Consider the following 12,798-nt stretch of genomic DNA (forward strand, 5'->3'; position numbering starts at 1 on the left):
ATGATAGGTTCATGCATAAAGTTCAGAGCCTCCGTGTGCTCCCGATTCCGGGTAAGTGGGCTCTTGTAGTTTGTAAAGGACGTGCGTCTGATGGTACAGAATAACAAGGTATTAACCGTTTCATATGGAACCTTCTCCTGCACTTTGGAAGGATTCGACGATTCCTTTGAAACGATGAAGGCCATTGCCGAATATTTCCGCGATCTCGCTGCGGATGATCGTTACTTCGGCTCGGAGCCTCCGCAACCAGACGCCGAAATGCTGACCCGCATTGCACGCCGCGATGCATCGCAACGCGTTGAAGCCAGTCAAAACGAATCCGGGCTTTTGCTGCGTGCTTCATCAGGCACCGAAGCCCCGGCACCGATCGCTTCTGACGCACCGGCCCCGCACACGGCTGATATTGATATCATGAAAACCCCCGGTCCCGAATATACTCAACCAAGCCCGGCACAGACCTCTTTCGCGGACGCGGAAACCGTCGAAGACACCCCTTCTCCGGCAGCCGATAGCATCGCAGCGAAACTGCAGCGTATCCGAGCCGTTGTTTCCCATTCGGACGTCCCCCCTACTGCCTATTCCGAAGACGAGGAGTCTTCGTTGCTGGCCAACACCGCTCCGCCGGTGGACGCCGTAGCAGCTGCTTTCGAAGCCGGTGCTCTCAGTTCGGAAGACTTTGAAGAACCTGCCGAGCCCGAGGCCGCGGAAATCGAGGATCTGCAAGCGCTCAATGTAGAAGACGTACAGGCCGATGAAGCGCCCGCAACAGCTGAAAAGCAGGACATCGAAACCGCAGAATCGGGTATCGAGAACGTTTCCGAACAGCAAGTGCCACTGACCCCCGAGCACCTGCAGGACGAGAATTTCGAAGAAACAACGGAAACCGCACAGCTTCCTGCAGAGCCCCTGTTCTCGGATCTTGAAGACGATAGCGAAGAGGAATTCGACAAAGAAGATGTTCCAAACATCCTCAACGTTGAAGACGTGGCGATCGAGTCCGAAGAAGAACCAGGTGAAGAGCCGCAGGACGATCAGGCGCAGGGTGTGCAGGGTGTATTGTCGGAAGAGGACGAATATCGACTGTTGTCTGAGATTTCGGAAATCGAAAAAGACATGGCAGGTCGTTCCAGCCAGAAACTGACTGATGACGCCGATCCTGATCAGGATATCTCGCGACTGATGGCCAAAACCGGTGAACACATGGAGGATCCCTCCAGCAGCGACGCGCGAGAAACTTATTCGCATCTTCGTACTGCCGTTGCCGCAACCGAGGCCGACCGTGATGACCAAACGACTCCGGACGCCTCGCCTGTCGATGAGTACCGCGTTGACCTAGCGTCAGCGGTCAGCCCGCGCCGCCCCGAGGTAAACGTGACCAGTATTCGCCCTGAAGCAGATACTCCGGCCCCGTTGAAGCTGGTTGCCGAGCAGCGCGTGGACGATCAAAGCGAATCCAATGGCCCCGTGATGCCGCGTCGCGTCACCACTCAGACAGAAGAAACCGAGTCGGAAGAAGGCGGTTTTGCGCAATTCGCACAGGATCAGGGCGCACAGTCGCTTCAGGATCTGCTGGAAGCAGCTGCGGCCTACCTGTCCTTTATCGAAGGACAGCAGCAATTCTCGCGCCCGCAACTGATGAACAAGGTCCGCTCTTTGAAGCAGGATGAGTTCAATCGCGAAGAAAGCCTGCGTTCGTTCGGACAGCTGTTGCGCGACGGAAAAATCGAGAAAGCCGGTGGTGGCCGTTTTGCTGCGTCCAACCTGATCGGTTTCCGCCCTGATGATAAGCGCGCAGTAGGCTAACTGCCATACCAGTTGACAAACAGGGCCGGCTGCCCCACCGGCCCTTTTTCTTTTGCCGACAACAAAAAATGCCGAAACTGAGTAATTTTTTCAATAATACCACCCAACGGGTGACGCTGCAGTGCAGAAATATGGTATGATCATACGATAGTAATTTCGTCATGATATCCGTTTCAGACATGGGCAGCGCTATGCAAGATGTCATAATTCGCCGACTTCGGAGGTGCGATCAGGCCTTAATTAAACACCATTTCAACAAGTTGGATGAAGAGATATTGTTGTCGCGCTTTGGAGTGCCTGTTCAGCCGCAGGGATTGCAAGACTACCTTTCCAACATGTTTGCTGATGCAGCATTCGTTTTCGGAGCATTCCCGGATCCTTGCCTGCGTGGTCTAGGAGAATTGCGCCTGATACCTGACCACAAACACCACGTTGCCGAAGTAGCCTTTACCGTAGAGAAGGCCTGGCAGGATCGGGGCATCGGCGATGCATTGCTGTCACGCCTCATTACGGTCGCCCAAAATCGAGGGATCAGAGAAGTTCACATGCTTTGCCTTGCGGCAAACCAAAAAATGCGGCGCTTGGCCGCCAAGCACAACGCCAAGCTGACCCTTGTACCGGGTCAGGTCGAGGCTACCCTGACCACTCCGTGGCCGACACCGTTTAGTATGGCCAAAGAAATCACAGGCGAGTACCACGCGTTTGCACGCGCAGTGCTCAACTGGCCCAACCTTGTGCACACATCAAACGAGGCTCAGGATTGATCCGGGTCTTCTTTGCCAACCCCGCGAAAAACGAACTTGAACGGCAGGGCCCAAAAAATGCCCAGGACGATATAGACCAGAAGTTCCACCCATATCGGGGGGCGCTCCAGCCAGTTCAAAACCGTCACCACCGCCACAATGTAAAGTGGTAGGCCGATCACAAGAACAACCAACGACCAGCGCCGGCGCGCCTTGTAACTCAGACCTGTTTTCTTCTCTTTCTTCATCAATCAGCAAACGGGTCGGTCACCAGAATGGTGTCGTCCCGCTCCGGGCTGGTGGACAGAAGGGCCACAGGGCATTCGATCAGCTCTTCGACCCGGCGCACATACTTGATCGCATTGGCCGGCAAATCAGCCCAGCTGCGCGCGCCTTCGGTCGATTCGCTCCAACCCGGCATTTCTTCGTAGATCGGTGTGCAACGGGCCTGCTGGTCAGCCGCTGTCGGCAGATAGTCCATGCGTTCGCCGTCTAGCTCATACCCTGTACAGATCTTCAGAGTTTCGAACCCATCCAGAACGTCCAGTTTTGTCAAAGAGATACCGTTCACGCCACTGGTCGCACAGGTCTGACGGACCAGGCACGCGTCGAACCATCCGCAACGGCGTTTGCGACCTGTTGTTGTCCCGAATTCATGCCCACGTTCACCCAGGCGCTGACCATCCGCATCCTCAAGTTCCGTCGGGAATGGGCCTTCGCCGACACGGGTGGTGTAGGCTTTTACAATCCCCAGCACAAAATCGATCGATCCCGGTCCAATCCCGACCCCTGTCGCGGCCTGACCTGCGATCACGTTGGACGAGGTCACGAATGGATAGGTGCCGAAATCGATGTCCAGCAGCGCCCCTTGCGCCCCTTCGAACAGGATGCGTTTTCCAGCTTTGCGCTTTTCGTTCAGTACTTTCCAGACCGGAGCAGCAAAAGGCAGAATGCTCTGCGCGATCTCTTTCAATTGGGCAATCAGCGCGTCGCGGTCGACCAGTTCGATTCCCAGACCTTTGCGCAGCGGGTCATGGTGCTGCAAAGCGCGGTCCACCCGTGCCTCGAGCGTGGTTTCATCCGCCAGATCGGCGACACGCACGGAACGGCGCCCGACCTTGTCTTCATAAGCCGGTCCAATCCCACGACCTGTAGTGCCGATTTTGGTGCCTTTGCTTGCCGCTTCTTCACGCGCCCGATCCAGCTCACCGTGAATCGGCAGGATCAGCGGGGTGTTCTCGGCAATCATCAACGTATCGGGGGTGATCTCCACCCCCTGCGCCCGGATGGTCGCAATTTCCTTAAGCAAGTGCCAGGGGTCCAGCACGACGCCGTTGCCGATGACGCTCAGCTTGCCACCGCGCACGACACCGGAAGGCAGCGCATGCAGTTTGTAGACTTCTCCATCGATCACCAGCGTGTGACCGGCGTTATGTCCGCCCTGAAAACGCGCGATCACATCCGCCCGTTCGCTGAGCCAGTCGACGATCTTGCCTTTTCCTTCGTCACCCCACTGGGCGCCGACAACAACCACGTTGGCCATATCCGGTCCTTTTGCGCTGAGTTATCAAACCCGGCTCGTATAGCGGGGCGCAAACGGCAGGGAAACCGATATTTCGCCGCAGATGAAAATCGCGCGAACGCGCGATGCCTCAGGCGGGGATATTTATAGCCAGATGAAAAGCGGATCCCCGGCTTCATCTGGCAAAAAATTTCCCGGGGGAGTCTCTCGGAACGGGCGGCGGGGCAGAGCCCCCTACCCGACATCAACGCAAATGCACCGGTTGCCCATGAGGTGTCGTCAGATATGCTTCTTCCCAGAATTGACATAACTGTTTTACATCCTGCTGCGGCGCAGTGCCCTGCTCGGCCAACAACCCCTCAAGCGTTTCCAGCCATGCTTTGAAGTAATCGTCACCTCCATCCAGTTCTCGAGAGAGTCCGTGGCGCTTCAACGTATTCGAAAACCGGGTGGCCCAGTCGGGCCATTCGAACCGACCGGCCTCGTTCAACGCCACGGTGACAGCGAATACCTGAGCGTGCCAGGGCTCGGCAAAGACGGGATCGGGTGCGCTGTGGGTGATGCAATCGCTCATGCCGGCTCCAGGTAGCTTTGCCAGAGGTCCAATACGACTTCGTCATCGGGGTGTTCAGGGTTGGCCCAAAGCTCCGATGCCGGGAATGCCACGGCATAAATCGGTTCAGGCGCTTCGCCCAGCCCGTGAGCGTTGGAATCAGGCAGGACATGGGTTCCGTGCAGGCGCAGGACTCGGCCCTTGGCACCAGACGCATAGATCGGCAGGCGCGTATGGCCGCCATCTACAAGCCGATTTGCTGCGGGGCGATTTGTGACAACCTGTTGCCCGACAGAAAACCGCACCGACACCTTCGAGGGCCTGTCCGCCGGCCCACCTTTGGCCAAAGCAGCAGAAACAGCTTCCGCTTTCAGCCTCCTGTCTGCCAGTGGACTCGGTACGTCATTCCCGTCGCCCCGCAGGTCGGCCAAGGTAAGAACGCCGTGTTCTACCAGCAGGTCAGCCAGGCCCGATATCCACTTCTCATAGTACGAAAACCGCGTGTAGTCTTTCGGGGACAGCCGTTCGCGTGCGTGGCGAGATATGTCGATGTTCCACTGCCCCAGAAAGCCGGATGCAAGTGTCACTGCCAGTGCCCGTGCGTTCCAGTCTTCGGCAAAAACCGGTGCATTCTCGGCTTCGGGACTTATCGGACCATCTCCGAACCGGCCTCCCATGTCATGAACGCGGGTCATGAAAGGACCTTCGGCAGGCCCGTGCCGATCATACTGTCGCGTGTCACAAGCGCAGCAAGTTCCTCCTCACTCATCCCATCTGTGCCTTCGGGACGCATCGGCAGAACGAGGTAGCGAACCTCGGCGGTCGAATCCCAGACCCGTACGGAAGTTCCTTCGTCCAAGGTGACGCCGAATTCAGCCAGTACTTTGCGGGGCTCACGCACCGCACGAGCCCGGTAGGCATCAGATTTGTACCAGCCCGGCGGGATACCCAGCAAAGGCCAAGGATAGCAACTGCACAAGGTGCAGACGACCATGTTGTGCCGGGCCGGCGTGTTTTCGACAACAACCATGTGTTCGCCCTGGCGACCATAATAGCCGAGATCCGCGACCACCGGGGTGGCGTCTTCCAACAGAGCGGCCTTGAAAGCTGGGTCGCTCTAGGCTTTGGCAACAACCCGCGCGCCGTTCTGCGGGCCAATCTTGTTCTGATAGGTGTCGATGATTTCATCCAGAGCTGCTGGATCGATCAGACCTTTGCGGGTCAGAATCGTTTCAAGCGCTTTGACACGCAATGCGGGTTCAGGCGGCAAAAGGGCGTGCGGGTGGTCGTGGTCGTCATGTGGCATAGGCCGCAGCCTGCGTCACGCATCGGCGTTCTGTCCAGCCCCTTTACCGTGATATCATGCATCACGTGCGGTGATGCGAACTCCTGACTTGCCCCCGCTGGCAAACTTGCATAAGTACCACGCGATACACGCCACGCTGTACAGGACCACCATGGAAAACGTCGTTCTCATTATCCACCTTCTTTTGGCTCTGGGCCTGATTGCCGTTGTTCTGTTGCAGCGGTCCGAAGGCGGTGGCCTTGGCATGGGTGGTGGTGGCGGTGGTGCCATGACAGGCCGTGCAGCAGCGACCGCTTTGGGCAAACTGACCTGGATCCTCGCCGCTTGCTTTATCGTAACCTCGATAACGTTGACCATTCTGGCGGCTCAGAAGTCTTCGGGCAGCTCGGTGATCGACCGTTTGGGCGTTCCGGCTCCGGCTTCGACTGAGGAAAGCACACTGGCGGTTCCGGCGGCGGATGACCTTCTGCCGCCTGCACAGGACGACAATGCACCGCTGATCCCGCAAGCGGACTAAGCCACTACACTTAGAAACTCAAAAGAGAACCGCAACAGCATCTTGCGGTTCTCTTGCGCTTTGGGCGCGAATCCTTTATACGTGAAGTCCCGTGATGCAGCGGTTTTTCGTAAACCGTCGGGCAGCTGATTTTGACGTCTCACGGGAGCAGCCGAAAAACATGGCGCGTTTTATTTTCATCACCGGTGGTGTGGTTTCGTCTTTGGGCAAGGGACTGGCTTCGGCGGCGTTGGGCGCCTTGTTGCAGGCCCGGGGATACTCGGTACGCCTGCGTAAGCTGGACCCCTATCTGAACGTCGATCCCGGCACGATGTCGCCGTTCGAACATGGTGAGGTTTTCGTCACCGACGACGGGGCCGAAACCGATCTGGATCTGGGTCATTACGAACGTTTCACCGGCGTGGCCGCGCGCAAGACCGACTCGGTCAGTTCGGGCCGGATCTATTCCAACGTGCTCGAAAAGGAACGCCGCGGCGACTACTTGGGCAAGACCATCCAGGTGATCCCGCACGTCACCAACGAGATAAAGGATTTCATCGCCATCGGCGAGGACGAGGTCGATTTCATGCTCTGTGAGATCGGCGGCACCGTGGGCGATATCGAAGGCCTGCCGTTCTTCGAAGCCATCCGTCAGTTCAGTCAGGACAAGCCGCGCGGTCAGTGCATTTTCATGCACCTGACACTGCTGCCCTATATCAAGGCTTCCGGTGAGCTGAAAACCAAGCCGACACAGCACTCGGTTAAGGAACTGCGCTCGATCGGTCTGGCACCTGACATTCTTGTCTGCCGCTCGGAAGGGCCGATCCCGACCAAGGAACGCGAAAAACTTGCCCTGTTCTGTAACGTGCGCCCCGACAGTGTGATCGCAGCGCAGGATCTGAGCACCATCTATGACGCCCCTCTGGCCTATCACCGCGAAGGTCTGGATCAGGCCGTTCTGGACGCGTTCCAGATCAGCCCTGCGCCCAAACCCGATCTGGCAAAATGGGAAGACGTCAGCGACCGCATCCACAACGCCGAGGGCGAAGTGAAAGTTGCCATCGTGGGCAAGTATACACAGCTTGAAGACGCCTATAAGTCGATTGCCGAGGCGCTGACCCATGGCGGCATGGCCAACCGGGTCAAGGTCAAGGTCGAATGGGTTGACGCCGAGGTGTTCGACAACGAAGACGTCGCACCGTATCTTGAAGGTTTCCACGCCATCCTCGTCCCCGGAGGCTTTGGTGAGCGCGGGACCGAAGGCAAGATCAAAGCCGCGCAATATGCGCGCGAACACAAAGTCCCCTATCTGGGCATCTGCCTGGGTATGCAGATGGCCGTGATCGAGGCCGCCCGGAATGCGGCTGGCATCACTGAAGCAGGGTCCGAGGAATTCGACCATGAAGCCGGGAAAAAGCGTTTTGAGCCCGTCGTGTACCATCTGAAGGAATGGGTGCAGGGCAACCACAAGGTCGAGCGCAAAGTCGGCGACGACAAGGGCGGCACCATGCGTCTGGGCGCCTACAACGCGGTGCTGGCAGAGGGATCGAAAGTCGCCGAGGTTTATGGCGGCACACAGATCGAGGAGCGCCACCGTCACCGTTATGAGGTGGACATCAAGTACCGTGAGCAGCTTGAAAAGGCGGGGCTCAACTTCTCGGGCATGTCGCCGGACGGTCGCTTGCCAGAGATCGTGGAATGGTCGGATCACCCATGGTTCATCGGCGTGCAGTACCATCCGGAACTGAAATCCAAACCGTTCGACCCGCATCCCCTCTTCCGCGATTTTGTCCGCGCTGCGAAAGACACCTCGCGCCTGGTCTGACCTTGGGCTGTGTCGGACTGTCACCCCGCGTTGTTTTGTGTGGGCTGATCTCTTAACTGTTGGTGTAAGCAGAATTTCTGCTTACACATGTTCGATGCCGTTCAGAGTTTCAGGAGATGTCCGATGAGCAACGCAACAACGATTACCAACCTTCAACAAGCGCTTCACATGGAGCTGACGGCGGCGCACCAGTATCAGCTGCATGCCCATGTGCTGGAGGACTGGGGGCTGGACATCCTTGCCGAAAAAATGCGCGCTGAAATGCAGGAAGAACTGGGCCACTCCGACGCGTTCATCGAGCGTATCCTGTTCCTTGGCGGCGTGCCCGAGCTTGCGTTTCAGAAAAGTCCGGCAGCCGCGGGGTCCCTGGAAGACATGTTTGCCGCGGATCTGAAGGATGAAACCGAGGCGGTCGACTTCTATACCAAGGCCGCGTTGCAGGCCGCCGAGGTCGGCGATGTCGGGTCAAGGACCCTGTTCGAACGCATCTTGCTGGAAGAAGAAGGCCACAAGGACTGGCTGGACACCCAGTTGAACCTGTTGAAGCGTTTGGGTGAGGCCAACTTCAGCGCAAAATTCGTATCCGGCGCGGCAGAATTCGTATCCGGCGCGGCAGAAGAAGCCTGAGGCACGCACCGCCGCCTGCCCATACACCAGTATGGCTCGGACCATCTTGCCGTGGACCGGGTCATGCGGTTTCCGTCACTTCAACGTGACGCGACCGAGCAAAAAAACCTCTACTCGGTCTGCCCCCATGGGGTTAACTGTTGATCACACCACGACAGGAGAGCCCCGATGAGCGATCAATCCCAAAGCGCGAAGACCTTTACCAGCCTTCACAAAAAGGGCGACCCCGTCATTCTGTTCAACATCTGGGATGCTGGAAGTGCCAGCGCGGTGCGGGATGCAGGCGCGCAAGCCATTGCTACCGGCAGCGCACCTGTTGCCATGGCACAAGGTTTTGGCGATGGGCAGAACATCCCGCTAGAGGTCGCTTTGGACAATGCGCGCCGCATCGTTGCAGCGGTTGATCTTCCGGTGACACTGGATTTCGAAGGGGCGTATGCCGAAGACCCGCAAGGTATCGCGCAAAACGTCAAGCGTGCGCTGGATTGCGGCGTGGTTGGTTTCAATTTCGAAGATCAGATCATCGGCAGTGACGGGCTGTACGATACAGCGGTTCAGGCCAAGCGCGTCGAGGCCATGCGAGAGGCCTGCGAAAGCGCGGGTATAGCTGCCTATGTCAACGCGAGAACCGATACTTTCCTGAAGGCTCCGGCAGAAACACATGATGAGGCCATGCTGAACGACGCCATTGCACGTGCTTCGGCCTATGAAGCAGCGGGGGCCAGCGGTTTTTTTGCTCCGGGGTTGAAAGACGAGATAATGATCGGCCATCTGTGCAAGAGGTCAAATTTGCCCGTAAACATCATCGCCCTGCCCGGCACCCCCGGCACACCACGCCTGGCTGAACTGGGGGTTGCGCGCGTCAGCTATGGTCCGGTTCCTTATCGCCAGATGATCAAATGGTTAACAGATCAGGCGCACGCCGCTATCCACTACCGCACCTGATCATCCTGAGGCCGCAGGATTGCAATTGGTGGCATTTCTTCTCATCACCCTGCCTTCGAAACTGAACAGGAGGCAAGCTTGATGAAAGGCTATTGGGTCGCACATGTCGATGTGAACGACGTGGACACATACAAGTCATACATCGCTGCAAATGCGGAACCCTTTGCAGCATATGGTGCACGCTTTCTGACGCGGGGTGGAAAACGTGAAGTGAATGAAGGAGCGGCGCGCGCGCGAACCGTTGTAATAGAATTTCCCAGCTATGAAGATGCGCTTGCCTGTTACGAAAGCGAAGCATACCAGAAAGCCAAAGCTCTGCGCGCCCCGGTGTCGATGGGCGATCTTGTGATCATTCAGGGCTATGACGAGTAGTCTTCGCTTGGCCTGCCACAAAATATGGAATAACTTGTAGCCATGTTGAAAAAGCTCTTTCAGGCGTTCAGACCGCCTCAGCATGAACATCTACCGGACCCGGATGCCGAACTTGCTCTGGGCGCGCTCATGGTGCGTGTGGCGCAGGCCGATCGGGATTACAAGCTGGAAGAGATCAGCCTGATCGACAAAATCCTGGCCCGTCTCTACCAGCATAATGCAATCGAAGCGGCCAAGGTTCGCGCCACGTGCGAAAAGCTCCATGCGGCTGCGCCTGAAACCGATACATTCGGTAAACTGATCCGGGAAACAACGGACTTGAAAGAGCGTTTGGCCGCGCTGGATGCACTTTGGGAAGTCGTTCTGGCCGACGGAACGTCCGACGAAGGTGAAATGAAAATTGTCGAAGAAGCCCGCGTCGCCATGGGCTTGAGCTTCAACGACAGTAAGGCCGCACGTGAACGCGTTCAAAGTCGCTTGGATGTGAGTTAGGCGCTCGCTATATCTAACACATGTTCAGTGAATTTCTTTCCAGGCTCACGCAGCCTCAGCCCGATCCGCTTGTCGATGATGACGCCCGCCTCGCCCTGACGGCCCTGCTGGTGCGTCTGGCGCGGTCCGACAATGACTATTCCGATACCGAAATGGCTCGGATAGACCGAATCTCGGCACAACGTTTCGGCCTGTCTCCGTTCGAAAGTGCTGCCCTGCGCGCACGTGCCGAAAATCTGGAGGCGGAAGCCCCGGACACCGTCCGCTTTACCCGAGCCATCAAAGAGGCGGTTGCCTATGAAGACCGCTTGGCGGTCGTTCAGGCACTGTGGTCCGTGGCTCTGGCCGATGGGCACCGCACAAGCGAGGAAGATTCGCTGCTGCGTCTGGTTGTCAGTCTTCTGGGCGTCAGTGATGTGGACTCCGCTTTGGCACGTCAAAAGGCTGCTAAGTCGTGAGTGCAATGCTAGGCATGTATGACATGCCCGCCCTGCAAGCAGCCAATGACCGGTTCTGGGGATTGATTCGCGCCCAACTGGAATCAGGCCCCGAACACCTTACCCGCGACAAAGATATGTGGAAGGTCTGGCGAGACCCGAACCTGGTTCTGGCCCAAACCTGTGGCATGCCGTTCCGAACCCAATTGCATGGCGATGTCCAACTGGTTGGCACCCCGGATTATGGCCTGCCCGGGTGTCCCCCCGGATACTATTGCTCGGTCTTTGTGGCCCGGCATGACGACGCCCGGGATCTGGCGGGTCTGAGCACCGGCGTGTTCGCGTATAATGAAGGCTTGTCCCAATCCGGCTGGGCGGCCCCGATTACACACATGTCCCATGCAAACCTGAGCCCCGCCGAACTTTTGGAAACCGGTGGGCATGCACTGTCCGCCCAAGCCGTCGAAGACGGCAAAGCCGACTTTGCCGCGCTGGACATACTGACGTGGCTGATGCTGCAACAGCACACCAATCTGGGGACCAAACTGCGCGAACTGGCAAGGACGTCACCGACTCCGACCCTTCCCTACATCACATCGATGGGTCGGAATCCGCAGGTCATTGCAGGCGCAGTTCGGGCCGCAATTGACCAGCTTTGTGACGACGATCAACGATTGCTGCATATTCGCGGGTTGATCGACATTCCCGCAGTCCACTATCTTGCTGTTCCCACTCCGCCTTCCCCCAAAGATGGCAGATCAACGACTGCCCAAATTGTTGACTGATTTTGACCAATTTGGGTGTTTCTCCGCCTGATTCTGTCATTTGCGCATTGCATTGACCTTTTTTTTCGGCCCTAGTACCGGACCAACACCACCAACCACTGGACTGCCCGTGACAGAAACTGATCCCGTCATCGAAATCAAAGACCTTCACAAAAGCTTCGGAAATCTAGAGGTGTTGAAGGGGGTGGATATCACGGCACATCGCGGTGACGTGGTTTCGCTGATCGGGTCGTCCGGCTCGGGGAAGTCGACACTTCTGCGGTGCTGCAACCTTCTGGAAGACAGCCAACAGGGCGAAATCCTTTTCAAGGGTGAGCCGGTCAAGTGGACCGGGCAAAGCCATGGGCGCCGCCCAGCAGATCCCAAGCAGGTTCTGCGTATCCGCACGAACCTGTCCATGGTGTTCCAGCAGTTCAACCTTTGGGCTCATTTAACCATTCTCCAAAATGTGATGGAAGCTCCGGTCACTGTTTTGGGGCGTGACAAGGCCGAGGTTGAAGACAGCGCCCGCAAATACCTTGAGAAAGTAGGCATCGGCGACAAATGCGATGTCTACCCCGCTCAGCTATCCGGCGGACAACAACAACGTGCCGCCATCGCCCGCGGTCTGTGCATGGAACCCGAGGCCCTGTTGTTTGATGAGCCCACATCGGCACTGGATCCCGAGTTGGAACAGGAAGTAATTAAGGTAATCAAGGACTTGGCTGCTGAAGGGCGCACCATGATCATCGTGACGCATGACATGAAAATGGCCGCCGACATCTCAAGCCACGTGGTGTTCCTGCACCAAGGCCTGATCGAAGAAGAAGGCACGCCGGAAGATATCTTTACGTCACCCGAATCCGAAAGGCTTCGGGGCTTTCTCTCCGCCACTCAGGCGGCTTAACTTCAA

15 protein-coding genes and 1 pseudogene are annotated in these 12,798 nt (G+C 57.3%); 11 read left to right on the forward strand and 5 right to left on the reverse strand.

What is annotated here, in order from left to right; translation table 11 throughout:
- Nucleotides 1-90 precede the first annotated feature (90 nt).
- A complete protein-coding gene (locus AC2FJB_RS06080; protein WP_496720267.1) occupies nucleotides 91-1,803 on the forward strand; it encodes a hypothetical protein in 1,713 nt (570 codons plus the stop codon).
- A gap of 191 nt (nucleotides 1,804-1,994) precedes the next feature.
- Entirely contained in the window at nucleotides 1,995-2,567 is a 573-nt protein-coding gene (locus AC2FJB_RS06085) for a GNAT family N-acetyltransferase (protein ID WP_496817969.1), read from the forward strand.
- Here the strand turns inward: AC2FJB_RS06085 and AC2FJB_RS06090 are convergent.
- The 5 genes and pseudogenes from AC2FJB_RS06090 to nthA form a co-directional block, all read right to left on the reverse strand.
- Nucleotides 2,558-2,794, reverse strand: coding sequence for a DUF2842 domain-containing protein (locus tag AC2FJB_RS06090; RefSeq protein WP_496720263.1), 237 nt, complete (start codon nucleotides 2,792-2,794; stop codon nucleotides 2,558-2,560). The two genes, AC2FJB_RS06085 and AC2FJB_RS06090, sit on opposite strands and share 10 nt — an antisense overlap.
- Nucleotides 2,794-4,089 carry an adenylosuccinate synthase gene (locus AC2FJB_RS06095; RefSeq protein ID WP_496720261.1) on the reverse strand — a complete coding sequence of 432 codons (1,296 nt, stop codon included), beginning with the start codon at nucleotides 4,087-4,089 and terminating at the stop codon, nucleotides 2,794-2,796. The genes AC2FJB_RS06090 and AC2FJB_RS06095 overlap by 1 nt, the downstream gene beginning before the upstream one ends.
- A gap of 223 nt (nucleotides 4,090-4,312) precedes the next feature.
- The gene (locus AC2FJB_RS06100; protein ID WP_496720259.1) at nucleotides 4,313-4,642 is read right to left on the reverse strand and encodes a nitrile hydratase accessory protein; all 330 of its coding nucleotides are present in this window, start codon (nucleotides 4,640-4,642) and stop codon (nucleotides 4,313-4,315) included.
- Nucleotides 4,639-5,316: a nitrile hydratase subunit beta gene (gene nthB / locus AC2FJB_RS06105; protein ID WP_299895988.1), complete on the reverse strand. Its 678-nt coding sequence runs from the start codon at nucleotides 5,314-5,316 to the stop codon at nucleotides 4,639-4,641. Before nthB ends, AC2FJB_RS06100 begins: the two co-directional genes overlap by 4 nt.
- Nucleotides 5,313-5,927, reverse strand: a pseudogene (nthA, locus tag AC2FJB_RS06110) (nitrile hydratase subunit alpha). The gene nthB and the pseudogene nthA overlap by 4 nt, the downstream one beginning before the upstream one ends.
- Nucleotides 5,928-6,078: 151 nt before the next feature.
- Between nthA and secG the strand changes: the two are divergent.
- The 9 genes from secG to AC2FJB_RS06155 all read left to right on the forward strand — a co-directional run bounded on the left by secG (nucleotide 6,079) and on the right by AC2FJB_RS06155 (nucleotide 12,792).
- The gene (secG, locus tag AC2FJB_RS06115; RefSeq protein WP_496720291.1) at nucleotides 6,079-6,444 is read left to right on the forward strand and encodes a preprotein translocase subunit SecG; all 366 of its coding nucleotides are present in this window, start codon (nucleotides 6,079-6,081) and stop codon (nucleotides 6,442-6,444) included.
- A gap of 160 nt (nucleotides 6,445-6,604) precedes the next feature.
- Nucleotides 6,605-8,248 carry a CTP synthase gene (gene pyrG / locus AC2FJB_RS06120; RefSeq protein WP_170346558.1) on the forward strand — a complete coding sequence of 548 codons (1,644 nt, stop codon included), beginning with the start codon at nucleotides 6,605-6,607 and terminating at the stop codon, nucleotides 8,246-8,248.
- 123 nt (nucleotides 8,249-8,371) lie between these two features.
- On the forward strand, nucleotides 8,372-8,875 hold the full coding sequence (locus AC2FJB_RS06125) for a bacterioferritin (RefSeq protein WP_496720257.1): 504 nt from the start codon (nucleotides 8,372-8,374) through the stop codon (nucleotides 8,873-8,875).
- Between the two features lie 168 nt (nucleotides 8,876-9,043).
- Nucleotides 9,044-9,820 (forward strand): isocitrate lyase/PEP mutase family protein, encoded by a 777-nt coding sequence (locus AC2FJB_RS06130; RefSeq protein WP_496720255.1) that lies wholly within the window; start codon nucleotides 9,044-9,046, stop codon nucleotides 9,818-9,820.
- Nucleotides 9,821-9,898: 78 nt separating this feature from the next.
- Entirely contained in the window at nucleotides 9,899-10,192 is a 294-nt protein-coding gene (locus AC2FJB_RS06135; RefSeq protein WP_496675109.1) for a DUF1330 domain-containing protein, read from the forward strand.
- 42 nt (nucleotides 10,193-10,234) lie between these two features.
- Complete coding sequence (locus AC2FJB_RS06140; protein ID WP_299895970.1) at nucleotides 10,235-10,684, forward strand: tellurite resistance TerB family protein; 450 nt, start codon at nucleotides 10,235-10,237, stop codon at nucleotides 10,682-10,684.
- A gap of 20 nt (nucleotides 10,685-10,704) precedes the next feature.
- Nucleotides 10,705-11,142, forward strand: a complete 438-nt coding sequence (locus AC2FJB_RS06145; protein ID WP_117869396.1) for a tellurite resistance TerB family protein — start codon at nucleotides 10,705-10,707, stop codon at nucleotides 11,140-11,142.
- Nucleotides 11,143-11,147: 5 nt separating this feature from the next.
- Nucleotides 11,148-11,906 (forward strand): phosphate/phosphite/phosphonate ABC transporter substrate-binding protein, encoded by a 759-nt coding sequence (locus AC2FJB_RS06150; RefSeq protein WP_496720289.1) that lies wholly within the window; start codon nucleotides 11,148-11,150, stop codon nucleotides 11,904-11,906.
- 109 nt (nucleotides 11,907-12,015) lie between these two features.
- Complete coding sequence (locus AC2FJB_RS06155) at nucleotides 12,016-12,792, forward strand: ABC transporter ATP-binding protein (protein ID WP_117869398.1); 777 nt, start codon at nucleotides 12,016-12,018, stop codon at nucleotides 12,790-12,792.
- Nucleotides 12,793-12,798: the final 6 nt, after the last annotated feature.

The sequence above is a fragment of the Ruegeria sp. CDSC085 genome, from assembly GCF_059610465.1.